Source organism: Micrococcus sp. Alg238-R198, assembly GCF_900537135.1.
Classification (GTDB): Bacteria; Actinomycetota; Actinomycetes; order Actinomycetales; family Micrococcaceae; genus Micrococcus; species Micrococcus luteus.
Window position 1 is genome coordinate 32,536 of the sequence record NZ_UNRH01000014.1, and the last position, 23,184, is coordinate 55,719.

Below are 23,184 nucleotides of genomic sequence, written 5' to 3' on the forward strand. Positions count from 1 at the left end.
CGTCACGCGTGTCACCCGCGGATACGCTCTCCGCACGGGGCGCCCGACCCGTCAAGGGCTCGACGCCCCGCGACTCGCACCAGGTCAACCCCCGGGGCAGCCCGGGAACGGAGAGGAACAGCGCAGTGCACACCTGTCGCATGGACCACGTGTCCTACGCCGCCGGCCCCGAGGGCCTGGACGCCACGGTCGCCCGCATCGCCGAGACGCTGGGCATCGAGCGGATCAAGGGCGGTGTCCACCCCCGCTTCGGCACGCAGAACGCCCTGTTCCCCATGGCGGGCAGGCAGTATCTGGAGGTCGTCGAGGCCCTGGACCACCCGGCCTCCCTCAGCGCGCCGTTCGGCCAGCTCGTGCGCGCCCGCACCGAGCAGGGCGGCGGCTGGATGAGCTGGGCGGTGGCCACCCCGGACATCGGCCGGTTCGAGCGCCGCCTCGGCCGTGAGGCCGTCCCCGGCAACCGTCGCTTCCCGGACGGCCGGGAGCTGTCCTGGCGGCAGATCGGCGTCAAGGGAACCCTCGCGGACCCGCAGCTGCCGTTCATCCTGCGCTGGGCCGACGGTCAGGAGGACATGCACCCCTCGCAGGCGGCCGAGCCGCAGGCCACCATCGAGCGCCTGAACATCGCCGGCTCCCCCGAGCGCCTCGCCGAGTGGCTCGGCGACGACGAGGACGGCCAGGTCCAGGACGTGAACATCGAGTACGTCGCGCCCTCCGGCACCCCGGGCATCGTCTCGGTCACCTTCCGCACCCCGAAGGGCGAGGTCACGCTCTGAGCGCGGGGGCGGGGCCGCTCAGCCGAGCAGCCCCGCCCGCGCCAGCAGCGGGTAGCCGACGAACCCGACGGCGTCCAGCAGCGCGTGCGCGATGACCAGCGGCATCACCCGGCGCACCCGCAGGAACACGAGCACGAACACCACGCCCATCAGGGCGTTGCCCACGCCCGGCCCGATCCCCTGGTACAGGTGGTACGCCCCGCGCAGCAGCGCGAGGGCGAGCACGACGACCGCCACGCGGGTCGGCAGGTACAGCCCCTCGGCGCTCACCCACGACGACGGCACGGCCGGCGCCGGATCGTGCGCCAGGCCCGCGGCGCGCAGCCGCTGCAGATACCCGAGCCGGTCGACGAGCCAGGCGCCCACGATGACCTCCTCCAGCAGTCCGTGCCGCAGCGCGGAGAGCAGCAGGACCGGCACCTGGTACCAGCTCTGACCGAGCGCCGAGCCGACGATCGCCGTCGTGATCCCCAGGGCCCGGCCGGCGGCGTAGACGCCGAGCGTGCCCAGCCCGATGGCCGCGAACAGGCCCAGGCCCCAGGCCAGGTCGCGGCCGGGGCGGCGCAGGTCGAGGCCGAGCACCCGGAACGGGTTCCGGCCGCGCAGGTGCATCAGGTGCAGCACGAGGGCCACCGGCACGAGCGCGAACCCGATGCCGAGCAGCTGATAGGTCAGGTCGAAGGCCCAGCGGTCGGCCAGGGCCGGGTTGAGGACGGTGGTCTGCTCGCCGAGCGGGGCCTGGGTGGCCTTGTCGATGAGCTGGACGATCGCATAGACCGCCGACTTCCCCAGGGAGAGGCCGAGGACGATCGCGATCTCCCACCGCACCGTGCGCGCGGACGGGGCGGGCAGCGCGGGGGCGGGTCGGACGGCCGGGGTGCGGGACGTGCGCGGGGTGGCGGGCATGCCCTCCAGTATCGGCCCGCCCCTCTCCCCCCGGGCGCTTTCGAACGTGAGGTGGGGCCTTTCTCCCGTTCGAAAGTCCCCATTCCCCCGATGTCACGTTCGAAAGTCCGGGAGGGCGGAGGGAGGGTTAGCGTGGTCGTGTGGTCTCCCCGCCTGCCCCCAGCGAGCTCGAGCTGGTCCACCGCGCCCTGCAGCACCTCCGCCCCGGCCTCGACCCCGCCCTCGCCCGGCGGCTCCGCACAGCCGACTGGGCCGCGGCGTCCGTGGAGGAGGGCGGGCAGTTCCACCGCGTGCTCGTGCTCGAGGACGTCGGCGTCCTCCGGATGACGCGGGCCCACGAGGTCGGCGCCGCCCCGGCCGCGCGGTGGGCGCCCGAGCGGGACCCCGCGGCGCACCTGCCCCGGCGCCTGGCCCTCCTCGACGGGCTCGCCTCGGCCCTGGCCGAGCGCGACGTGCCGTGGGCCGTCCCGGTCGCCCTCTCGGACCCCGTCCCCGCGGGCCCGGGCGCCGCGGTGCTGCAGCGCTTCCTCCCGGGCGGGCCGCACCCGCCGCACGAGGGCGATCCGGCCGTGCTGCGCGGCGTCCTCGACGACCTCGCCGCCGTGGACGTCACCGACCCGCGGATCGCCCCGCACCTCGGCCGCCCGTTCGCGTTCCGCGGCCCGTGGACGCCGGAGCGCGCCCGGCACGTCGCGGCGCTGCCGGGGGCGGTCGCCGCGCGCCTGGGCGCGTGGGAGGGGCACGACGTCGACGCGCGGCTGGGCGCCGAGGCGTGGCCGGACGCGGTGGCTGCCCTCGCGGACGCGGTGACGACGTGGACCGCCGCGCCGCCCGTGCCGCCGTCGCTCGTGCACGGCGACCTGGCCGGGCACAACATGCGCTGGCGCGCCGTGCCCGAGGACGAGGACCCGCGCGCCCCGCTGCGCTGGGCGCTGGCCGGGGTGCTGGACTGGGACTTCGCGTGCGCGTGGGACCCCGCCCTCAACGTGGCCTACCTGGCGCTCTGGCACGGCGAGGAGAAGGTGCCCGACCTGGCCCGGGACGCGGCCGAGGCGCGCCGGGCCCGCGTGTGGCTCGGGGCGATGGCCCTGGAGACGCTCGACGACGCGGCGGCCCGGGACGCGATCGTCGGCGGGCTGGCCGCGGGGTCCTGGCGGCGCCTGCTGCGCAAGACCCTGCCCCGCGTGGCGCGGGCCCTCACCGCCCTGGACGGCTGAGGGCCCGCGCGGTCGTCAGGACACGCCCAGGCGCTCCAGGACGATCTCGCGGACGCGGCCGGCGTCGGCCTGCCCGCGGGTGGCCTTCATGACCGGGCCGATCAGGGCGCCGACGGCGGCCATCTTGCCGCCCTTGATCTTCTCGGCCACGTCCGGGTTGGCGGCGATCGCGGCGTCGACGGCCTCGGTGAGCGCGCCGTCGTCGGACACCACGGCCAGGCCCTTCGCCGAGACGACCTCCTTGGGGGCGCCCTCGCCGTCGGCCACCAGACCGAGCACCTGCTTGGCGATCTTGTCGTTGATCGTCTTCGCGGCGATCAGCTCCTCGACCTCCACCACGTGCGCCGGGGTGATCCCCAGCTCGGCGACGGCGACCTCGCGGACGTTCGCCAGGCGGGCGATCTCGCCCATCCACCACTTGCGGGCGGCCGCCGCGGAGGCGCCGGCCTCCACGGTCGCGACGATCTCGTCCAGGACGCCGGCGTTGACGACGTCGCGGAACTCCTCGTCCGAGAAGCCCCACTCGGCCTTGAGCCGCTTGTTCCGCACGGCCGGCAGCTCGGGCATGGCCGTGCGCACGCGCTCGACCCACGCGGCGTCCACGTGCACGGGCACGAGGTCCGGCTCGGGGAAGTACCGGTAGTCGTCCGCGTCCGACTTCGGGCGGCCCGAGGTGGTGCTGCGGGTGTCCTCGTGCCAGTGGCGGGTCTCCTGCGTCACGGTGCCGCCCGCGGCGAGCACCGCGGCCTGGCGCTGGATCTCGTGGGTGACCGCGTGCTGCACGGCGCGCGTGGAGTTCACGTTCTTCGTCTCGGTGCGGGTGCCGAACTCGGTGGCGCCCTTGGGCATCAGCGAGACGTTCGCGTCGCAGCGGACGTTGCCGCGCTCCATCCGCGCGTCGGAGATGTCGATGGCCTGCACGATGTCCCGGATCGCGGTGACGTAGGCGCGGGCCAGCTCGGGGGCCCGCGCACCGGCGCCGACGATCGGCTTGGTGACGATCTCGATGAGCGGCACGCCCGCACGGTTGTAGTCGACGAGGGACGCGGAGGCGCCCTGGATCCGCCCGGAGCCGCCCACGTGGGTGAGCTTGCCGGCGTCGTCCTCGAGGTGCGCGCGCTCGATCTCCACGCGGAAGACCTCACCGTCCTCCAACTCGACGTCCAGGTGGCCGTCGAAGACGATCGGCTCGTCGTACTGGGAGGTCTGGAAGTTCTTCGGCGTGTCCGGGTAGAAGTAGTTCTTCCGCGCGAACCGGCAGGTCTCGGCGACCTGCGCGTCCAGGGCCACGCCCAGGCGGATCGCGTACTCCACGACCTTGCGGTTGAGCACCGGCAGGGTGCCCGGCAGGCCGAGGTCGAGCGGGGTCACGTTCGTGTTCGGCTCGTCGCCGAACGCGTTGGGCGCCGAGGAGAAGATCTTCGTGGCGGTGTTCAGCTCCACGTGCACCTCGAAGCCCAGCACGGGGTCGAAGCGCTCCATCGCCTCCGCGAAGTCCATGGTCTGCTCTGCGTGGCTCATGCCCGGCCTCCTGCCGTGGTCGCGGTGGTGGCGCGCTGCGCGCCCTTCTCCAGCTCGGGGGCCTCGGCCCACACCGGCCCGCCCCGGCGCTGGGCCACGAGGCGTTCGAGCGCGGCGCCGGCCTCGTACAGGCGCGCGTCCTCGCGCGCCGGTGCCATCAGCTGCAGGCCGTAGGGCAGCCCGTCGACGACGCCACCCGGCACGGACATGCCCGGGATGCCGGCGAGGTTGGCCGGGATGGTTGCGAGGTCGTTGACGTACATGGTCATCGGGTCGTCCGTCTTCGCGCCCAGCTCGAACGCCGGGGTCGGCGCGGTGGGCGTGAGGATGACGTCCACCTGCTCGAAGGCGCGGGCGAAGTCCTCCTGCACGAGCGTGCGGACCTTCTGCGCGGAGCCGTAGTAGGCGTCGTAGTAGCCGGCGGACAGCGCGTAGGTGCCCAGGATGATGCGGCGCTTGACCTCGGCGCCGAAGCCGGCGGCGCGGGTGGCGCCCATGACCTGCTCGATCGTGCCGCCGTCGGGCACCACGCGGTGGCCGTAGCGGACGCCGTCGAAGCGGGCCAGGTTGGAGGAGGCCTCCGAGGGCATGATCAGGTAGTACGCGCCGAGGGCGGCGTCGAAACTCGGGCAGGAGACCTCCACGATCTCCGCGCCGGCCTCACGCAGGGCGGCGACGTGCTCGTCGAAGCCGGCCCGGATGCCCGGGTGGAACGCCTCCGCCGGCAGGTCCGTCACGACGCCGACGCGCAGCCCCGCCAGGTCGCGGCCGCGGGCCGCGGCGGTCAGGTCCGCCGGCGCCTCGGCCAGGGACGTGGAGTCCTGCGGGTCGTGGCCGGTGATGACCTGCTGCAGCGCCGCGGCGTCGGCCACGGTGCGGGCGGCGGGGCCGATCTGGTCCAGCGAGGAGGCCATCGCGATCAGGCCGTAGCGGGAGACGGCGCCGTAGGTGGGCTTCACGCCGACCGTGCCGGTGAACGCGGCGGGCTCACGGACGGATCCGCCCGTGTCCGAGCCGAGGGCGAAGGGGGCCAGGAAGGCGGCGACGGCGGCCGCCGACCCGCCGCCCGAGCCGCCGGGCACGCGTCCCCCGTCCCACGGGTTGCGGGTGATGCCGAACGCGGAGTGCTCGGTGGAGCCGCCCATCGCGAACTCGTCGAGGTTGGTCTTGCCGAGGATCGGCAGGCGGGCCTCGCGGAGGCGGGCCACCACCGTGGCGTCGTACGGGCTGAGCCAGCCCTCGAGCATGCGGGAGGCGGCCGTGGTCGGCTGCCCGCGGGTGACGATGTTGTCCTTCACGGCCACGGGCACGCCGGCCAGCGGGTGCAGGGCGTCGGCCTCGGGGCCGCCGGCGGCGCGGATCTCGTCCACCTCGGCGGCGACGGCGAGGGCCTCGTCCGTGTTCACGTGGAGGTAGGCGCGCACGCCGCGGTCGCCGTCGGCGTCGGCGCGCACGTCGCCGTCGTGGGCCGCGATGCGGTCCAGGTGGGCCTGGACGAGCTCCACGGAGGTGGTGGTGCCGGCGCGCAGGCGCTCGGCCATCTGCAGCGCGGTGAGCCGGACGAGCTCGTCGGCGCCGAGGGTCGCGTTCACGTCGAACGTCTCGGTCATGGGGGTGATCACTCTCCGTCCAGGATGGCGGGGACCTTGAACTGGCCGTCCTCGGAGTCCGGCGCCTGGTCGAGGGCCTCCTCCTGCGTGAGCATGCCGGCCGGCACGTCCTCGCGGAACACGTTCTCCAACGCGATGGGGTGGGACGTCGGCGTCACGTCGTCGCCCGCGGCGGCCTGGACCGCGGAGACGTGCTCCAGGATCTTCTCCAGGTCGCCGGACATCGTGTCCAGCTCCTCGTCGGTCATCCGGATGTGGGCCAGGCGAGCCAGATGCTCCACCTGATCCCGGGTGATCTCAGGCATGGATCTCCTCGTGTGACGGGTCGGGGCGGGGTGGACGACGCCGGCGCGGCGGCGGCCACATCGGAATCGAGTCTAGTGCCGGGGCCTGCCCGGCCGCCGCCACCGCTTCGAGGCGGGAGATCCACCCCACCGCGGCGCTCCGGGCCCGCATGACAGGGATTTCCCGCCCCGAATGGGGTCCCGGTGCCGATGTCCCGCCCGGGGTCAGTCCAGCGCGAGCCGGTAGACGAGGAACGGGCCGGTCTCGTCGGCCGGGTCGAGGTCCGGCACCACGTCCGCGAGGAGCCAGTCCCGCTCCGGGACGCGCACGAAGCCGGCGCGCTCGTACATCCGGTGGGCGTCGGTCATGGAGGGCATGGTGGTCAGCACGACGGCGTCCACGCCCTTCTCGGCGCGGGCCCGCGCCACGATCTCGGCCAGCAGGGCGCCGCCCACCCCGCGGCGGTGGAACCGCGGGTGCACGGCGAGCATGCGGAACTCGTACTCCCCGTCGCCGGAGGTCTCGGCCAGGGGCGAGCCGGGCGGGGTGAGCACCACGGACCCGGCCACCTCGCCGTCGACCTCGGCCACGAGCACCTCTGCGCGGCCGGCCCGGTCGGCCACGTCCATGAGGGTCTTCACGTAGGCGTCGTCGGGGGCGATGTGGCCGCCGTCGACATAGGACGCCAGGGTGAGCTCGGCGACCGCCTCGTGGTCCTCGGGGCGCAGCGGGCGGACGAGGGCGCTCATGCGTCACCTCCGGCGCGCTGGCGCAGCGTGTCCTTCAGGCGGGCGCGGGTCGCGTCCGTGGCCACGACGTAGTCGCGCCGGCGCAGCCAGGCGGTGGGCACGGCCTGGTGGGGGTGGCCGTCGCGCGCCTCGTGCAGCCCCTCGAGGAACGTCGCGGCCGCCGGCTCCTGCCAGATGTTCACCCAGTAGGCGCGATCCCGCTCCTGCGCCGTCAGTTCCGTGACCAGCCGCCTCGTGAACGAACAGCCCGGCCGCCAGAACACGACGACGCCGCCGCGCCCGACGTGCGCCTGCGCGCCGGCGAACGGCCGCGAGCGGACCCGGACCGCCCACCGGTACGTGACCGCGTAGCCGGCCAGGACGAGCCCGGCCACGATCATGCCGACCTGCTGCAGGCGCGTCCCCGCGATCATGAACGTCAGTCCGCCGGCCACGAACAGGACCGGGTAGAACCACGGGTCTCCGACGATCCGTCTCATGCCCTCTCCCCCGTCACGGCGGCCAGGGCGGACCCGTCCACGTCGCCGGCCACCATCCAGTCAGGATGTGCCGTGCCGTCCGCCGAGGCGGGCCGCGTCACCGCGACGCCGGCCTCCTCCGCCACCAACGCGCCGGCGGCCCAGTCGTACTCGTGCGTGCCGAACTCGGCGTACGCGTCCAGGGTGCCGTCGGCGACCATGCACAGGTCCAGCGCCGCCGAGCCGATCCGTCGCACGTCCCCGAACGCGGGCAGCAGGGCCGCGAGCGCCCGCACCTGCAGGGCCCGGCGGGCGGGGTCGTAGCCGAAGCCGGTGGCGAGCAGTCGCCCCGAGCGTCCGGGCAGGGGACCGGTGAGCCGCACGGGGGCGGCATCGCGGTCGGGCAGGTCCACGCCCGCCGTCGTCGCGTCCGCGGTGCTGAAGGCGCCCCGGCCCGCGCTCGCGTACCAGGTGCGCCCCAGCGCGGGCGCCGCCACGACGCCGGCCAGCCAGCGTTCGGTGCCCTCGGCCACCCCCAGCAGGTCGGCGGTCTCGGCGTCCACCGGGCCGGTGACGGCCACCGAGGTGCAGAACTGCGGAAGCCCGCGCACGAAGTTCGTGGTGCCATCCAGCGGGTCGATGGACCAGCGGTACCCGGACGGCTCGGCCGGACGGGTGGCGCCGTACTCCTCGCCGGTGATCTCGTCCGAGGGGCGGTAGCCGGCGACGACCTCCCGGACGGCCTGCTCGGCGCGGCGGTCGTAGTCGGTGACCCAGTCGGAGCCGGAGGACTTCGTCTGCGCGCCGATCTCCTCGATGCCCAGCGGGACGGCCGGGTGGTGACCGGTCCAGCGCCGGGCCAGGACGTCCGCGCCGGCGCGCGCGGCGGCCTTGGCGACCACGAGCAGGCCCGGGACCGTGGTGCGCGCGCTCATGCCGAGGCCTCCCCGTCTGCGGCGCCGTCGGTGGCGTCGTCCGTGTCTGCCGGGCGCACGGCGTCCGGGCCGCCGGCCAGCAGCGCCGTGAACCCGGCCTCGTCCAGCACGGGCACGCCGAGGGACTGCGCCTTGTCCAGTTTGGAGCCGGCGGCCTCGCCGGCCACGAGGAAGTCGGTCTTCTTGGACACGGACCCGGAGGCCTTGCCGCCGCGCACGAGGATCGCCTCCTTCGCGGAGTCGCGGGAGAAGCCCTCGAGCGAGCCGGTGACCACCACGGTCAGGCCCTCGAGCGTGCGCGGGGTGGACTCGTCCTGCTCGTCCTCCATGACCACGCCCGCCGCGGCCCACCGGTCCACGATCTCCCGGTGCCAGTCCTCGGCGAACCACTCGATGAGCGCGTCCGCGATGATCGGGCCGACGCCGTCGATCTCGGCCAGCCGGTCCCGGTCGCCGGCCTCGGCCGCCGCGCGCAGCGCCGCCATCGAGCCGAACGCCGTGGCCAGCGAGCGGGCCGCCGTCGGGCCCACGTGCCGGATGGACAGCGCCACGAGGGTGCGCCACAGCGGCTGGGACTTGGCCTTCTCGAGCTCGTCGAACAGGCGCAGCGTGTTGGCCGTGGGCGCGGACGGCTTCTTCGCGGTGCCGGCGGTGAAGAAGTACGGCTTGAGCGTGAACACGCCCGAGGGCACCAGGCGGCCGTCCACCTTCGTGCGGCCCTCGCGCCACACGCGCACCGCGCCGAGGGAGCGCTGCAGGTCCGTCAACCCGTCCTCGCCGCGGGGGCCCGTGATCTCCTCCGGCGTGCCGGAGGCGAGGTCGAAGATCTGCGCCTCCGCCGTGATGGGGCCGGGACCCTCGGGGCGCACCTGCCCCTCGTGCTCGGCCGGGTCCTCGCCGGGGCCCTGGACGAGCCAGCGGGCGGCCTCCTCGCCGAGCGCCTCCACGTCGAAGGCGCCGCGGCTGGCCAGGTGCTCGACGCGGCCGGCCAGCTGGGCCGGGCAGGAGCGGGCGTTGGGGCAGCGCAGGTCCACGTCCCCCTCCTTGGCCGGGGCCAGCGGCGTGCCGCACGAGGGGCAGTGCGCGGGCATGACGAACTCGCGCAGCTCCCGGCCCGCCTCGATCGCCTTCTCGCGCAGCGGCAGCACGGGGCCCACGACCTCGGGGATCACGTCCCCGGCCTTGCGCACCACCACGGTGTCCCCGATCAGCACGCCCTTGGCCTTGACCACGTCCTGGTTGTGCAGGGTGGCCAGAGAGACGGTGGACCCGGCCACGGTGACCGGCTCCAACACCGCGAACGGGGTCACCCGACCGGTGCGGCCCACCGAGACCGCGATGTCCCGCAGCAGCGTGTGCACCTCCTCCGGCGGGTACTTGTACGCCGCCGCCCAGCGGGGCACGCGGGAGGTGTGGCCGAGGTAGCGCTGGTCCGCGAACGCGTCCGCCTTCAGCACGATGCCGTCGATCTCGTGGATCAGCTCGTGCCGGCGCCGGCCGTACTCCTCGATCACCGCGACGACGGCGGCCAACGCCTCCTCGTCCGCACCCTCCACCACGCGGGTGTAGGGGCTCACGGGCAGGCCCCAGCCCGCGAGCGCGTCGTACACCTCGTGCTGGGACTCCAGTCCGAACGCCTCGACCGAGCCGATGCCGTGCACGAACATGGCCAGCGGGCGCTGCGCGGTGACGGCCGGGTCCTTCTGACGCAGGGCGCCGGCGGCGGCGTTGCGCGGGTTCGCGAACGGCGTCTGACCCTCCTCGGCACGGCGCGCGTTGAGCTCGGCGAAGGCGGCGGAGGACATGAACACCTCGCCGCGCACCTCGAACTCGGCGGGCCAGCCCTCGCCGGAGAGCTCGTGCGGGATGTCCCCGATGGTGCGCACGTTGGCGGTGACGTCCTCGCCCGTGACGCCGTCGCCGCGGGTGGCGGCCTGCACGAGCCGCCCGTCCCGGTAGCGCAGGGCGACGGCGAGCCCGTCGATCTTCACCTCCACGAGCCAGCGGGGCGCCACGCCCGGTCGCACCTGCGTCAGGGCCTGCGCCGCGCGGCGGAACCAGACCTCGAGCTCCTCGATGGAGAACAGGTCCTCGAGCGAGTACATGCGGGCCCCGTGCCGGACGGGGGCGAACGCCTCCGAGACCTCGCCGCCGACCTCCTGGGTGGGCGAGTCGTTGGCCACGAGCTCGGGGTGCAGGGCCTCGAGGTCCTCGAGGCGGCGGTACAGCGCGTCGTACTCGGCGTCCGAGATCTCCGGGGCGTCCCGCTGGTAGTAGGCGGTCCGGGCGGCGCGGACCCGCTCCACGAGGTCCTCGTACTCCTCCCGCAGGTCCGCGGCGGGGATGTCCTGCGGATCGGGCTGGGCGGCGGATTCCTTGGGGGTGCTCACCCGGCCCAGCGTAGTCGGCGTCCCGGACGGCGCACCCGGGTCAGGGGATGCGCACGAGCACCGCCGTGATGTTGTCCCGGCCGCCGCGCCACAGGGCGGCGCCGATGAGCTTCTCGAGGGCGTCCTCGAGGGTGTCGGCGTCGTCGATCAGCGCGCGGATCTCCTCGTCCAGCAGCTCGCCGGTCAGGCCGTCGCTGCACAGCAGGACGAGGTCCCCGGAGGCGAGGGGGACCTCGGCCACGTCCACCGTGAGCGCCTCGCGCGAGCCGAGCGCGCGGGTGATGACGTTGCGGCGCGGGTGGACGCGGGCTTCGGCGGGGGTGAGCTCCCCCGCGTCGACGAGCATCTGGACCGCCGAGTGGTCCACCGTGAGCTGCTGGAGCACCGGCGAGCCGACGGGCCGCAGGTACACCCGGGAGTCGCCGACGTTCGCCACGGCCCAGCGGCCGCGCTCCGTGTCCAGGCAGGCCAGGACGGTCAGGGTGGTGCCGGAGCGCCCCAGCCCGGCCTCGACGACGGCGGCGTCCGCCTCGTGGATCAGGTGGCCGAGCTCCTGGGGCGTGTGGGCCGTGCCCGGGGCGAGCACCTCGGGGGCGCGGCGGCGCAGGGTCTCGATCGCGGCGGCCGAGGCCACCTCGCCGGCCTCGTGCCCGCCCATGCCGTCGGCCACGGCGGCGAGCACCAGCGGCTCCCCGACGAGGGTCCACGCGTCCTCGTTCAGGTCGCGGACGGCGCCCACGTGGGTGGCGCCCGCGGCCTGGGGCCGCGGCGCGGACGGGGTCTCGGGGCGGGGGTCCACGGGGTCCTCGATCAGTCGGCGAGCAGGGTCTGGGCCGACCCGTCCAAGAGCAGGGAGGGGCGGACCTCTCCGAACCCGCGGACGATCCTGGGCGGCTGCGGGACGAGCACGAAGCGCTCGTCCCGGGACAGGGCCGCAGCGGTCATGGCGTCCACGAGCACGGTACCCGGATCGGCCAGGGACGTCAGCCGCGCGGCGAGGTTCACGGTGGGCCCGTAGATGTCCCCCATGCGGGAGAGCACCCGTCCCCATGTCAGGGCGACGCGCGCCGAGGGCAGCTCCTCGTCCGCGGCGATGGTCTCGGCCAGGGAGAGCGCGATCGCGGCGCCGGCCTCGGGGGTCTCGGCGTTGAACATGACCTCGTCGCCGATGGTCTTCACGAGCCAGCCGCCGCCGGCCGAGATGGTCTCCGCGGCGAGGGACTCGAAGCGCAGCACCATGCGGGCCAGCGTCCGGTCGTCCATGGTCCGGGAGAGCGTCGTGTAGGAGACCATGTCCGCGAAGCCGACGGCGCGGGCCAGCGGCAGCGGCGCATCCGACTCGGAGCCGTCGCGGCCCTGGGCGCTGGCCGCCAGCCCGGCCTCCACGCGCACGGTCAGGCGCTGGACGGCGCGGTTGAGCTGGCGCCGGTAGACGATCCGCATGGCCTTCTCGAGCGGTCCGACCATGTCCGGGAGCATGTCGACGACGGCCCGCCGCGCCTCCGGGTCCGTCAGGTCCTCGGAGGCGATCTTGTCCTCCACGAGCGCCTCGATCTGCCACACCACCATGCGGTCCGTCATCTGCCCGATCGAGCGGGCCAGCGAGATGGCGGTGTCCTCGTTCAGCGTCCCCGAGCGCACGAGCGTGAGCACGGACTCGAACGCCTCGATGTCCGCCTCGGTGAAGGCCTTGTGCCCCTCCGGCGACGTCGGATAGCCCAGCGCACGCCAGATCTTCCGGGCGGAGGCCATCGAGACGCCGAGGCGCTGCGCCACCTCCCGTGAGGTGTAGGCGCGCGGGCCCACCACCAGGCCGGCGTCGAGCGTGCGCATCGCGCTCGTCCAGCCGGCGGGCTGGGCGGAGCGCTCCTCGACGTCGCGGACGGTCTCGTCCTCCGCCGGCGGGACGATCGGCAGCGGTGCGGTGTCCGGTGTCTCCGGACGGCTCATCGGAGGTCTCCTGTCGGGACGGGGGCGGGCCAGGTTGCGGTGCGGGCCTGGCGGGTGAGGTGGGCCAGGGCCTCCTCGAAGCGCGCGGCCTCGGGGACGTCGCGCAGCCGCCAGTGGACCTGGCGGGCGGGCTCCTGGAAGAGGATGTGCAGGTCTCCGGCACCCGAGCCGCGGCGGCGCCGCTGCACGTCGGCGATGGACACGAGCGGCATGGCGGCACCGGAGCCGCCGACGCCGGCGCCCTGGAGGATGCGGCGGTCGGTGAGCACGGTGCGCCGGAAGACCCAGCGCCACAGCGGGCGGATGGTGCCGGGGAGCAGGACGAGCGCCGCGACCACCCACGCGGCCGCCTCGAGCACGGCGCGGTTCGCGGCGACGATCCCGGGCAGGTCGGGGCGTGCGAGCACGCCGACGGCCAGGCCGAGCAGGAACGCGACGGCCACGAGGACCGCGGCCGGGCGCAGCAGCGCGCGCGGGTGGGTGCGGGTGCGCACCATCACCTGCTCACCGGGCTCGAGTCGCACGGCGGTCACCTCCTGACCGGGACGGGTGTGTCATGCGCCGCGATGGACGTCTCCGCGCAGGTGGGCCACGTCCCCCGCACTGACCTCGGTCTCGATTGTGCCACGGTCCGGTGTGACGTGCTTCACGCGCAGGGTGCCGCCGGGGCCGAGGCCCACGGCCGTGCCCTCCAGCACGCCGCCGCCGGGCAGCTCGGCGCGCACCGCGCGGCCCAGGGTGGAGAGGCGGTCCGCCACGGCCGCCACGGCGGGGTGGCGTCCGTCCACGGCCGCCGCCTGTCCCGCCACGCCCGCCGCGAAGCGGTCCACGGCCGCCACGACGGCGTCGCGCAGCTCGACCGCGAGGTCCCGGGGCGCGGGCACGGCGTCCGCGCCGATCCACTCCGCCAGGTCCGAGGCGGTGTCCACCGGGGCGGCCCCGCGGTGGTCCAGGTTCACGCCCATCCCGACGGCGACGCCGGGCCCCTTGCCGTCCGAGGACAGCGCCACCGTGGCCAGCACGCCGCACAGCTTGCGCCCGTCCGTGGCGAGCACGTCGTTCGGCCACTTCACGTGCGTCGGGACGCCCCGGGCCGCGAGGCGCTCGGCGACCGTGGCGGAGGCGACGAGCGAGAGCCAGCTCAGATGGGCCGGGGAGACCGGCACCCCGCCGGACTCGGGACGCAGGTACACGGACAGGGCGAGCGCCGCACCCGGCGCGGCGCTCCACACCCGGGAGTGCCGACCCCGGCCGGCCCGCTGGTCCGCGGTGGCCACGGCCGCACCGTGCCGGTGCCCCTCGCGGTCCAGCCGCGCGAGGAGCTCATCCTGCGTGGAGCCGGCGGAGTCCAGCCAGGTCAGGTCCGGTGTGGGGGCGTCGTCGGGGTGCATGCCCCTAGATATACACGGCGTTCCCGAGGGCGGGCTGGGCGGGCCGATCCGCCGCCGGGGCGCGCGGAGGGGCGGCCCGGGCCGACGTCCTCGTCGTTTGTGGGCTTCCTCCAACCGAGGGCGTCCGCGGCGGCCCGTAGACTGGCCGACTGAGCCTCCGCATCTGGCGGACCACCACAAGGAGGACGTGTGACCGATCCCGATCTGACCACCACGGCCGGCCGGCTGGCCGACCTGCATCGGCGGCTCGAGGCGACGGCCGCGCCCGGCGGCCCGGACGCCGTCGAGCGCCAGCACGCGCGCGGCAAGCACACCGCGCGCGAGCGGATCGACCTCCTCCTGGACGAGGGCTCCTTCGTGGAGCTGGACGCGCTGGCCGTGCACCGCACCACCGCGTTCGGCATGGACGCCAAGCACCCGGCCGGCGACGGCCTGGTGTCCGGCTTCGGCACCGTGGACGGGCGCCAGGTGGCCGTCTACTCCCAGGACTTCACGGTGTTCGGCGGCTCGCTGTCCGAGCGCAACGGGCAGAAGATCGTGAAGGTCCAGGAGTTCGCCGCGCGCAACGGCTGCCCCGTGATCGGCATCCTCGACGGCGGTGGCGCGCGCATCCAGGAGGGCGTGGCCTCCCTCGCTCAGTTCGCGGACATCTTCCGGAACAACGTCCTGGCCTCGGGCATGATCCCGCAGATCTCGCTGATCATGGGCCCCTCCGCCGGCGGCGCGGCCTATTCGCCGGCGCTGACGGACGTCGTGGTGATGGTGGACCAGACCTCGCACATGTTCATCACCGGCCCGGACGTGATCAAGACCGTCACGGGCGAGGACGTGGACATGGAGACCCTCGGCGGCGCCCGCTCGCACAACGCCACCTCCGGCACGGCCCACTACATGGCCTCCTCGGAGGAGGACGCGATCGCGTATGTGCAGGACCTGCTGGAGTTCCTGCCCTCGAACAACCTGGCCGAGGCCCCCGCGTTCGAGCCGGCCTCCCTCGAGCTCACGGCGGAGGACGAGGCGCTGGACGAGATCGTCCCGGACTCCGCCCACCAGCCCTACGACATGCTCGAGGTCATCGCCTCGATCGTGGATGAGGGCCACCTGCTGCAGCTGCAGGAGATGTACGCGCCCAACGTGATCACCGGCCTGGCCCGCCTGGACGGCATGAGCGTGGGCGTCGTCGCGAACCAGCCGCTGCAGTTCGCCGGCACCCTGGACATCGCCGCCTCGGAGAAGGCCGCGCGGTTCGTGCGCTTCTGCGACGCGTTCAACATCCCGATCATCACCCTCGTGGACGTGCCCGGGTTCCTGCCCGGCACGGACCAGGAGTTCAACGGCATCATCCGCCGCGGCGCCAAGCTGATCTACGCCTACGCCGAGGCCACCGTGCCGAAGCTGACCGTGATCACCCGCAAGGCCTTCGGCGGCGCGTACATCGTGATGGGCTCCAAGAAGCTCGGCGCCGACCTGAACCTGGCCTGGCCGAGCGCACAGATCGGCGTGATGGGCGCCCAGGGCGCCGTGAACATCCTGTACCGGCGCGACCTGAAGGCGACGGCGGAGGCGGGCGGCGACGTCGACGCGCGCCGGGCCGAGATCGTGGCCGACTACGAGGCCGAGCTGCTCAACCCGTACCAGGCCGCCGAGCTGGGCTACGTGGACGCCGTGGTCCCGCCGCGCCAGACCCGCGCCCACCTGGTGCGCGCCCTGCGCGCCACCTACCACAAGCGCGAGGCCCGCCCCGCCAAGAAGCATGGGAACATGCCGCTGTGAGCGCGCTCGAGCACGCCCCGCGCCAGGACGGGGAGCACGAGGAGAACGAGGGCGTTCGCCTGGACGGCGCCCAGCTCGAGCCCGAGGAGATGGCCGCCATCACCGCGATTCTCGCCCAGATGCGGGCCCAGGGCGGCACCGAGGTCCCGCAGACCGGTCGGCACGGCCGCATGCGCCGCCCGGACCGCACCCTCCTGCGCCGCGGGGACCTGGGCCTCTGGGCCCGCCCCGGCGAGGACCAGTGGCGGCGAACCGGGGGGTGGCGATGAGCAATAGCACTAGGCCCTCCGGAAACGCTGGACGTACGGAGACGGTGGATGGCGGGGAATGGAACGGAGGTGTGGAGGGTCGTCGTTACGTTGTCAGGGCGCATCCGTGGGTTGCCGGAGCGGAAGGTGTGGTCTACGTGGCGAACGGCCTCGGAGCGCCGATCCGCCTCGCAGCCCCCACTCTCTGGGTATGGGAGGAGCTGCAGCAGCCGCGCACGATCGAACAGGTGAGCGCCGCCCTCTTGGACGAAACAGCGGACCCCGACCATGGACGCGCCCTCATTCTCAACCGAGTTCAGGCGCTCTTGTCCCACGGACTGGTGGACATCGTCAGCCCCTCGGGTGACTGACCATTCCCACCCCGGCATCTGACGTTTCCTCGGCCACACGGGTAGGGTGTTTCGCGTAGCCCCTGGCGGGTCGGCAAGATGCGCGAGAAGTGTCAACACGAGGCCGTCCCCCACTCTCGATCCGTTGACGAATGCCGAGGAATACCCGTGACCGTACCGCCCCACTTGGACGCCACTCCTGACTCTTCGGTCTCTCTTAGGGATGTTCTACGGTTCGTTCATCGATACTGGCGCGCTCTACTGGTCGCGCCGTTGGTGGGTGTGCTGGCCACGGCGGTCTGGGCCGCCGTGCAGACGCCTCGCTACACGTCCACGACGTCGGCGGTGGTCTCCATCGGAGCGGGTGAGAACATCGGAGTGGCACTGACCGCGGACAACCTGGCGAAGTCCAAGGCGCAGCAGTACGCCGAGCTGGGTGATTCGCGGGCGCTCGCAGAGTCGGTGGTTCAAGAGCTGTCCTTCTCACTGTCGGTGGAGGACGCCCTGGAGGCCACGGGGGTGGAGAGCACTCGCAACGGCGCCCTCCTCGAGATCAGCGCGGAGGAATCGACCGCGCAGCGCGCGCAGGAGCTGTCCCAGGCCTGGACCCAGGCCCTGGCCGAACGAGTGCAGGACCTCGAGTCCAGCGACACGGCACCTGGCTCATCCATCATCTCGGTCGAGATCCTCGCGGACGCCAACCTGCCCGCCTCTCCGTCGTGGCCGAACATCCCTCTCGTCCTGGCCCTGGGTGCCGGGACAGGCCTGCTCATCGGACTCGGCTACGCACTGGCTCGCCACCTCCTGGACAACCGGATCCGCTCTTCGGCCATGATCGAAGAACGCTACGGACTATCCATCCTGGGCACGATCCCCCAGGTGGAGCGGTCCAAGAAGGACACAGCGGGTGCGCGGGCCCGAATCTTTGTCGACCGGCAGGCGGAGACACACAACCGTGCCACGTTCCGGACCACGGAGGCCTTCAAGGAGCTCCGCACCAACATCGACTTCCTGCGCCCTGACGACGCCCCTCAAGTGATCACGGTGACATCGGCTCACCCCGGCGAGGGCAAGTCGTCCATCGTGGCGAATCTGGCCGTGACCCTAGCTCAAGCAGGTCGAGATGTCGTCCTTATTGATGCCGACCTCCGTCGGCCGGTCCTCTCGGAGACCCTCGGCCTGGTGGGAGACGTGGGTGTCACAGACGTGATGCTCGGGCGGGCCACGGTGCGGGATGTCGCCCAGACTGTCGTCGATCTGCCAAACCTGTCCTTCATCGGGACGGGGCGGATTCCCCCGAATCCGTCAGAAATTCTTGGATCTGACCGTTTCCATGACATGGTCCGCAGCCTCGCGGATAACGCGCTGGTTCTGATCGATGCTCCACCGCTCCTCCCCGTGACGGACGGCGCGATCCTTGCTCGTCGGTTCGACGGGTGCGTCCTCGTTGTAAGCGCCGGTCGGTCTACGGTCGACGAATTGGACAAGGCGATCTCGAACGTACAGAACATCGACGGCGACATTCTCGGTGTTGTCCTCAACCGCGTCCCCGCTAGGGGCGCTGAGGCGGCCTCCTACCAGTACTACGGTCAGACCTACTACGGCCGCGAGGACCCCACGCCAACGCGCGAGCAGTGACCATGTCAGCTGCCGATTTCTCCGGTATGAGACCGCCGCCCGCTCCACTCCCCCTCGACGTCGCAGTCGACCTCGCCCATGCCCTGATCCAGCGCCACTGCGATGAGCTCGAGCTCCGGGTCCTCTTCCTGAAAGGCCCGGCAGCTCATCATCAGGGACTTCGTGGGCGCCGCATCTCCACCGACATCGATGCCTTCCTGACGGAAGAGGATGCCCACCGGCTGGAGAGGTCACTGCTGGGCACGGGATGGTCCACCCGACCCTCGGGCATGGAGGGAGTCGCATTAAAACATGCAGTGACACTCGTTCATGAGCACTGGCCGGTTGACATCGACATCCATCATCACATCCCGGGGGTCGCCCCCCTGCCCGGAGAGGTGTTCAACTCCCTCTGGGCGCGACATGACCATGTGGAGCTCGCGCACTGGCGTGTGGACGTCCCGGATCGCGTCGACCACGCCCTGATCCTGCTCCTGAACATCCTTCGGTCCGGCCCGCATGGTGGCTCCGACCCGCGCTTGGGCGTCCTGGCCGACGCCCTGGATGATGACGCGATGCGGACGCTCGACCGCCGGATCGCCGAGTTCGACTGCGGCCCACAGGTCGCCCCGTTCGTGAGGCGGCACGGACGAGGGCTGCTCACGCTCGACACCCGTGTGCCCGATCGCACCTGGCTCCTCTATCAACATCTGGACCAGCCGGCGCTGCTGTGGCTGGACGGGGTGGTCCGCGCTCCCTGGAGGCGGAAGCCCGCGCTCCTGCTGAACGCCGTGCACCCATCCCGGCACGTCCTGTCGGAAAGGAATCTCACTCTCATCGAGGCACCCCGCCGCGAGGTGTTCGCCGCGAGAACCAGGCGGCTGGTCCGGACCGTCGTGCACCTTCCTACGCTCCTGCGGACCTATCAGGTGATCCGCCGGTCATCCCGCGCGCGGGGAGAATGAGTCCTCTCGGGGCAACTCTGACCCGGCCGGTCCTAGGGTTCCTGCAACTCGTAGTGCTCCGGGACGAACGGCGGCTAGGTTCAGACCCGCCTTGTGAGCCACTGAGGAGCACTGAACAGCCACTGGACTCGCAGCAGCTGGCTGAGCCACAACAGCATGAGGGGTCCCCCGACACCGATGACGACGCCGATCAGCAGATGGAGTCCGACCTGGTCGACTCCCAGACGCAGGAGCACGATCCGCGCCGCCGCCATGAAGAGGACGTGCGCAATGAAGACCGCCATGGACCGCTGGCCGATGTACTGGAAAACCTCTGCCCTCCGATCGGCGCGAGCTGGCAGACTCGACCAGTGAAGCGCCCTGGGTTTGTTGGAGACTCCTGACCTTGGAAACGAGGATGGAGTTATGCCGAAAGAGCAGACAGCGGGGAAGCCGACGACGCGTCGGTATTCGCCGGAGGAGAAGGCCGCGGCGGTCCGGATGGTGCGGACGCTGCGTGCCGAGCTGGGGACCGAGCATGGGACTGTGCAGCGGGTCGCGACGCAGCTCGGATACGGGGTCGAGTCCGTGCGGATGTGGGTCAAGCACGCCGACATTGACGACGGCGTCACCTCTGGCGTGAGCAGCGCTGAGGCGCGGCGGGTGCGTGAACTGGAGCAGGAGGTCCGGGAGTTGCGGCGGGCCAACGAGGTCCTCAAGCGTGCTGCGTCTTTCTTCGGGGCGGAGCTCGACCGCCACTACCGGAAGTAGTCGCGTTCATCGACGCGAACAAGGATGACCTGGTCGACGGTCGCCGGCTCGGAGTCGAGCTCATCTGCAGGCTGCTGCAGGTGGCTCCGAGCAGCTACTACGCCGCCAAGACCCGCGCCCCCTCGGCTCGCGCGGTGCGGGACGAGGAGCTGATCCCGCAGCTGGTCGAGCTCTGGGAGACGAACTACCGCGTCTATGGAATCCGCAAGCTCTGGAAAGCCGCCGGCCGGGCGGGGATCATGATCGGCCGAGACCAGACCGCCCGGCTGATGCGCGCTGCAGGCATCGAGGGTGCGCGGCGGTCGAAGAGGGTCAAGACCACCCGGCCGGACCCGGCGTCGGCGCGGCACCCGGACCTCGTGAAGCGGGAGTTCACCGCGCCTGCCCCGAACCGGCTCTGGGTCACCGACCTGGCGTTCGTGCCGACGTGGGCCGGCGTCGCGTACGTCTGCTTCATCGTCGACGCGTTCAGCAGGATGATCGTAGGGTGGCGGTGCGCGTCACACATGCGCACCGAGATGGTCCTCGACGCGATCGAGATGGCCCGCTGGTCCCGCGGCGCTCGCCACGAGGACCTGCGCTGTCACAGCGACGCGGGGTCTCAATTCACCTCCATTCGCTACGGCGAACGCCTCGCCGAGATCGGAGCGACACCGTCGATCGGGACCGTCGGGGACAGCTATGACAACGCCCTGGCCGAGACCGTGAACGGCTATTACAAGGCCGAGCTCGTCCGCGGACCCGCACGGCCAGGTCCCTGGCGAACGGTCGAGGACCTCGAGCTCGCGACCCTCGGGTGGGTGTCCTGGCACAACACGCAACGCCTCCACGGCTACCTCGGCGACGTCCCACCCGCCGAGTTCGAGGACACGTTCTATGCTGTCGAAGCCGGCCGCGAACAGCTGGTCGGAATCAAATAGCGCGAGTCTCCATCAGACCCAGGGCGCTTCACTTCTCGCGTCTGTGGCCGTTTGGGCGGGACGCGCCAGCCCGCGACGGACCCGCGGTGTTTCGCCTCTCGTTGGAACGCCAAACCGACCGCGATCCACATGGGTGCGGCTCCGGCCAGGGCCCCAGCCGTCTCCGCCACGGCTGCCACAACAAATGCCGCGACGGCTAGAGCAGGTTCCCAGCGCGTTGTCATGGATCGCCAGACGACCCTGGCGAGTACAGCCGTCATCACGGCCAGGAAGAGGAGGCCAATGGCGCCGGTCGCCACCAGGAAGATGCCGGTGAGACTCTCACTGGAGTCACTAGCTCGAAGCGTGGTCTTGATGAGGTTCCCAGCCGATCCGATCCCCTCGCCCACCGGCGACGAGAGCGCCGAGTCCAGGCCATGCATGAAACCTTCGATATGGGCTTCGGAGCCGCCGTCGGCAGCGAACGAATTGAAGAACAGGAATCCACCGGCAACCGCGAGAAGGGTGGTGACGAATCGCCCCAGGAGCTTTGAGAACCAGGGAATGAAGAGCCCCAACCCGAGGACGAGCATCCCCGCCCGACTGAAAGAGAAGTACACGGCGCAAAAGGCTCCGATGAGCACAATCCATCGTAGACGGCTGCGCATGGTGTGGAACATTGCAACGGCACCGATGCCGACGGCCAATCCTGCAATGGGCGGGTTGAGGAACAAGCCGCCCACCCTGAGGGCCGGCTCCCCCTCAGCATTCCAGTAGGTGTAGGAACCGGGCAGGCCCTGGTACTGCAGGACAATCGACTCATCCCCTGAGTTCACCACGAATGCGGTGGGGTCCAGAATGGGACCCGCCTCCACCTCGATGAGCATGTAGACGATGTTCGCAACGGTTACCACAGACCACGCCCGCAGGGCGCTCCTCCACTCACGAGACGTGATAACCATGCCGATGACCACCAGCAGGGCGGGAACAAGCAACTGACGGAAGACCTCGAACGCGAGGCCGAACGGGACTGTTGCGCGCACCACCGCGAGCAGACACAGGAAGACGTAAATGCCGATGGCGGCCAAGCGCATCCGAGGCCGAGAAACCTGTCGAACCATGGCAAGCATGAAAGCCAAAATGAGAAGTAGGTCGTCGGCCAGGGTGATCCCACTTGCGGCGGCAGTGAAGGACACCACAGCATTCTGAAGCGCACCGACAAAGATCATCAGCACGAGGATGCACGTCATGAGACTCGGCGACTCCCGAGACGACTGGCGTGCGACCACAGGATGGCGGGCAGTGCTCATGTTCTGATGGCATCCTTCGCAAAGGGGTTCGACCTCCCCAGCGTACGGTAGATCGTTCCACATCCGGCCCAGGGTCAGGGCAACGACACATCCCGCCCGTCGGGCGCCCGGAGCGCCCCAAGCTAGGTGTTGTGGGTCATGAGGTTCTTGACATGGGTACCAGGCTGAGATGAGACGAGTGGGCCTCTCCCGCAGGATGGAAGTTCCTACACCACCCACCTGCCCGAAAAGACCCACTCATGACTCACGCTAACGCACCCCTGACCCCCACCGGCCGACTCAGGATGGCCCACCGCCACCTGCACGACGGGATCCCGCAGGCACACGTGGCCGCCGAGTTCCGGGTGAGCCGGCCCACGGTGGCCACCTGGGTCGCCCGCTACCGCGCCCAGGGAGAAGCCGGCCTTCAGGACCTGCCCAGCCGGCCGCACCGTTCACCTGCCCAGCTCGATCCGGTCCTGGTCGCCCAGATCCACGCCCTGCGGCGGGAGCGCAAGTGGTCCGCATGAGCCGCCCCCTTCATTCGGTCCGGACGTTCTGTGAGTCGTCGGTTTCCATTTGATGGGTGCACTGCCGAGCGTACTCGGCTGGGGTTAGGTAGCCGAGCGAGGAGTGCCGGCGGTGGTGGTTGTACTCGTCCTTCCAGTTGCCGATGATGACCTGTGCGTGCAGCAGCGAGTAGAAGCTGTTGATGTTGAGGCACTCGTCGCGGATCCGGCTGTTGAACGACTCGACGTACCCGTTGCGCCACGGCGAGCCCGGAGGGATGTAGGACAGGCCGGTGCGGGTGCCGGCCCAGTCGGCCATCGCCTCGCTGATGAACTCCGGCCCGTTGTCCGACCTGAGCACCGCCGGGGCGCCCCGGGCGGCGACGAGGTCCTCGAGGTGGGCGGTGGGTCGGTCGGCGGTAATCGAGCGCTCCACGAGSCCGCCGATGCACTCCCGGGTGTGTTCGTCGACGATCGAGCAGATCTTGATCGGCCGTCCGTGCTCGTCGACGTCGAACTGGAAGTCCACCGCCCACACCACGTTCGGCGCGTCCGCCGTCGGCGCGTCGACGGTCGAGGACCCGACGCGCTTGCGT

Annotated in this window: 23 protein-coding genes, 1 pseudogene and 1 other annotated feature; of the genes and pseudogenes, 9 read left to right on the forward strand and 15 right to left on the reverse strand. The window is 71.9% G+C overall.

Annotated elements, in window-relative coordinates:
- Positions 1-140 precede the first annotated feature (140 nt).
- Positions 141-776: a VOC family protein gene (locus tag G6R13_RS11010; RefSeq protein ID WP_080772560.1), complete on the forward strand. Its 636-nt coding sequence runs from the start codon at positions 141-143 to the stop codon at positions 774-776.
- Positions 777-794: 18 nt separating this feature from the next.
- Here the strand turns inward: G6R13_RS11010 and G6R13_RS11015 are convergent, their stop codons facing one another.
- Positions 795-1,682 carry a CPBP family glutamic-type intramembrane protease gene (locus G6R13_RS11015; RefSeq protein ID WP_163721685.1) on the reverse strand — a complete coding sequence of 296 codons (888 nt, stop codon included), beginning with the start codon at positions 1,680-1,682 and terminating at the stop codon, positions 795-797.
- A 140-nt stretch (positions 1,683-1,822) separates the two neighbouring features.
- Here G6R13_RS11015 and G6R13_RS11020 point away from each other — a divergent pair, with 140 nt between their 5' ends.
- On the forward strand, positions 1,823-2,899 hold the full coding sequence (locus G6R13_RS11020; RefSeq protein ID WP_144819576.1) for a phosphotransferase: 1,077 nt from the start codon (positions 1,823-1,825) through the stop codon (positions 2,897-2,899).
- Positions 2,900-2,914: 15 nt separating this feature from the next.
- Here the strand turns inward: G6R13_RS11020 and gatB are convergent, their stop codons facing one another.
- From gatB to G6R13_RS11075, 11 genes are all read right to left on the reverse strand, one after another.
- Positions 2,915-4,420, reverse strand: a complete 1,506-nt coding sequence (gene gatB, locus G6R13_RS11025) for an Asp-tRNA(Asn)/Glu-tRNA(Gln) amidotransferase subunit GatB (protein ID WP_163721688.1) — start codon at positions 4,418-4,420, stop codon at positions 2,915-2,917.
- Complete coding sequence (gene gatA / locus G6R13_RS11030) at positions 4,417-6,030, reverse strand: Asp-tRNA(Asn)/Glu-tRNA(Gln) amidotransferase subunit GatA (protein WP_205521361.1); 1,614 nt, start codon at positions 6,028-6,030, stop codon at positions 4,417-4,419. Before gatA ends, gatB begins: the two co-directional genes overlap by 4 nt.
- Positions 6,031-6,038: 8 nt before the next feature.
- Positions 6,039-6,335 (reverse strand): Asp-tRNA(Asn)/Glu-tRNA(Gln) amidotransferase subunit GatC, encoded by a 297-nt coding sequence (gatC, locus tag G6R13_RS11035; protein ID WP_002854348.1) that lies wholly within the window; start codon positions 6,333-6,335, stop codon positions 6,039-6,041.
- 204 nt (positions 6,336-6,539) lie between these two features.
- Positions 6,540-7,064, reverse strand: a complete 525-nt coding sequence (locus G6R13_RS11040) for a GNAT family N-acetyltransferase (protein WP_095347191.1) — start codon at positions 7,062-7,064, stop codon at positions 6,540-6,542.
- Positions 7,061-7,543 carry a hypothetical protein gene (locus G6R13_RS11045; RefSeq protein ID WP_163721691.1) on the reverse strand — a complete coding sequence of 161 codons (483 nt, stop codon included), beginning with the start codon at positions 7,541-7,543 and terminating at the stop codon, positions 7,061-7,063. The genes G6R13_RS11040 and G6R13_RS11045 overlap by 4 nt, the downstream gene beginning before the upstream one ends.
- Entirely contained in the window at positions 7,540-8,457 is a 918-nt protein-coding gene (locus G6R13_RS11050; RefSeq protein ID WP_163721693.1) for an inositol monophosphatase family protein, read from the reverse strand. The genes G6R13_RS11045 and G6R13_RS11050 overlap by 4 nt, the downstream gene beginning before the upstream one ends.
- Positions 8,454-10,847 (reverse strand): NAD-dependent DNA ligase LigA, encoded by a 2,394-nt coding sequence (gene ligA / locus G6R13_RS11055; RefSeq protein ID WP_163721695.1) that lies wholly within the window; start codon positions 10,845-10,847, stop codon positions 8,454-8,456. The genes G6R13_RS11050 and ligA overlap by 4 nt, the downstream gene beginning before the upstream one ends.
- 40 nt (positions 10,848-10,887) lie before the next feature.
- Positions 10,888-11,646: a protein phosphatase 2C domain-containing protein gene (locus tag G6R13_RS11060; RefSeq protein ID WP_020625514.1), complete on the reverse strand. Its 759-nt coding sequence runs from the start codon at positions 11,644-11,646 to the stop codon at positions 10,888-10,890.
- Positions 11,647-11,657: 11 nt separating this feature from the next.
- A complete protein-coding gene (locus G6R13_RS11065) occupies positions 11,658-12,797 on the reverse strand; it encodes an adenylate/guanylate cyclase domain-containing protein (protein WP_163721697.1) in 1,140 nt (379 codons plus the stop codon).
- A complete protein-coding gene (locus G6R13_RS11070; protein WP_041103555.1) occupies positions 12,794-13,321 on the reverse strand; it encodes a PH domain-containing protein in 528 nt (175 codons plus the stop codon). The genes G6R13_RS11065 and G6R13_RS11070 overlap by 4 nt, the downstream gene beginning before the upstream one ends.
- Positions 13,322-13,351: 30 nt before the next feature.
- Positions 13,352-14,188: a biotin--[acetyl-CoA-carboxylase] ligase gene (locus G6R13_RS11075; RefSeq protein WP_020625511.1), complete on the reverse strand. Its 837-nt coding sequence runs from the start codon at positions 14,186-14,188 to the stop codon at positions 13,352-13,354.
- A 189-nt stretch (positions 14,189-14,377) separates the two neighbouring features.
- On the opposite strand from G6R13_RS11075, the gene G6R13_RS11080 reads away from it, so the two are divergent.
- From G6R13_RS11080 to G6R13_RS11100, 5 genes are all read left to right on the forward strand, one after another.
- Entirely contained in the window at positions 14,378-15,961 is a 1,584-nt protein-coding gene (locus tag G6R13_RS11080) for an acyl-CoA carboxylase subunit beta (RefSeq protein WP_163721698.1), read from the forward strand.
- Positions 15,958-16,230: a hypothetical protein gene (locus tag G6R13_RS11085; RefSeq protein ID WP_163721701.1), complete on the forward strand. Its 273-nt coding sequence runs from the start codon at positions 15,958-15,960 to the stop codon at positions 16,228-16,230. Before G6R13_RS11080 ends, G6R13_RS11085 begins: the two co-directional genes overlap by 4 nt.
- A gap of 137 nt (positions 16,231-16,367) precedes the next feature.
- Positions 16,368-16,580, forward strand: a complete 213-nt coding sequence (locus G6R13_RS11090; protein WP_163721703.1) for a hypothetical protein — start codon at positions 16,368-16,370, stop codon at positions 16,578-16,580.
- Between the two features lie 78 nt (positions 16,581-16,658).
- Positions 16,659-18,197, forward strand: coding sequence for a polysaccharide biosynthesis tyrosine autokinase (locus tag G6R13_RS11095; RefSeq protein ID WP_346341362.1), 1,539 nt, complete (start codon positions 16,659-16,661; stop codon positions 18,195-18,197).
- Positions 18,198-18,199: 2 nt separating this feature from the next.
- On the forward strand, positions 18,200-19,141 hold the full coding sequence (locus G6R13_RS11100; RefSeq protein WP_163721707.1) for a nucleotidyltransferase family protein: 942 nt from the start codon (positions 18,200-18,202) through the stop codon (positions 19,139-19,141).
- An 80-nt stretch (positions 19,142-19,221) separates the two neighbouring features.
- Here G6R13_RS11100 and G6R13_RS11105 read toward each other — a convergent pair whose 3' ends face one another.
- Positions 19,222-19,425 (reverse strand): hypothetical protein, encoded by a 204-nt coding sequence (locus tag G6R13_RS11105; protein ID WP_087114327.1) that lies wholly within the window; start codon positions 19,423-19,425, stop codon positions 19,222-19,224.
- Positions 19,426-19,546: 121 nt separating this feature from the next.
- Between G6R13_RS11105 and G6R13_RS11110 the strand changes: the two genes are divergently transcribed.
- A protein-coding gene (locus G6R13_RS11110; protein ID WP_240335743.1) for an IS3 family transposase occupies positions 19,547-20,811 on the forward strand; the annotation gives its coding sequence in 2 pieces (ribosomal slippage) (positions 19,547-19,850 and positions 19,850-20,811; 1,266 coding nt in all).
- Positions 19,846-19,980 (forward strand) — a sequence feature (AL1L pseudoknot). (Overlaps the previous gene by 135 nt.)
- On the opposite strand, the gene G6R13_RS11115 is transcribed toward G6R13_RS11110, so the two are convergent.
- Entirely contained in the window at positions 20,766-22,100 is a 1,335-nt protein-coding gene (locus tag G6R13_RS11115; RefSeq protein WP_163721709.1) for a hypothetical protein, read from the reverse strand. The genes G6R13_RS11110 and G6R13_RS11115 overlap by 46 nt on opposite strands.
- A gap of 239 nt (positions 22,101-22,339) precedes the next feature.
- Between G6R13_RS11115 and G6R13_RS11120 the strand changes: the two are divergent.
- Positions 22,340-22,606 (forward strand): annotated as a pseudogene (locus G6R13_RS11120) (leucine zipper domain-containing protein); the annotation flags it as partial.
- A gap of 13 nt (positions 22,607-22,619) precedes the next feature.
- Here G6R13_RS11120 and G6R13_RS11125 read toward each other — a convergent pair.
- The coding region (locus G6R13_RS11125) for an integrase core domain-containing protein (RefSeq protein ID WP_163721711.1) at positions 22,620-23,184 on the reverse strand (565 nt) is incomplete at its 5' end.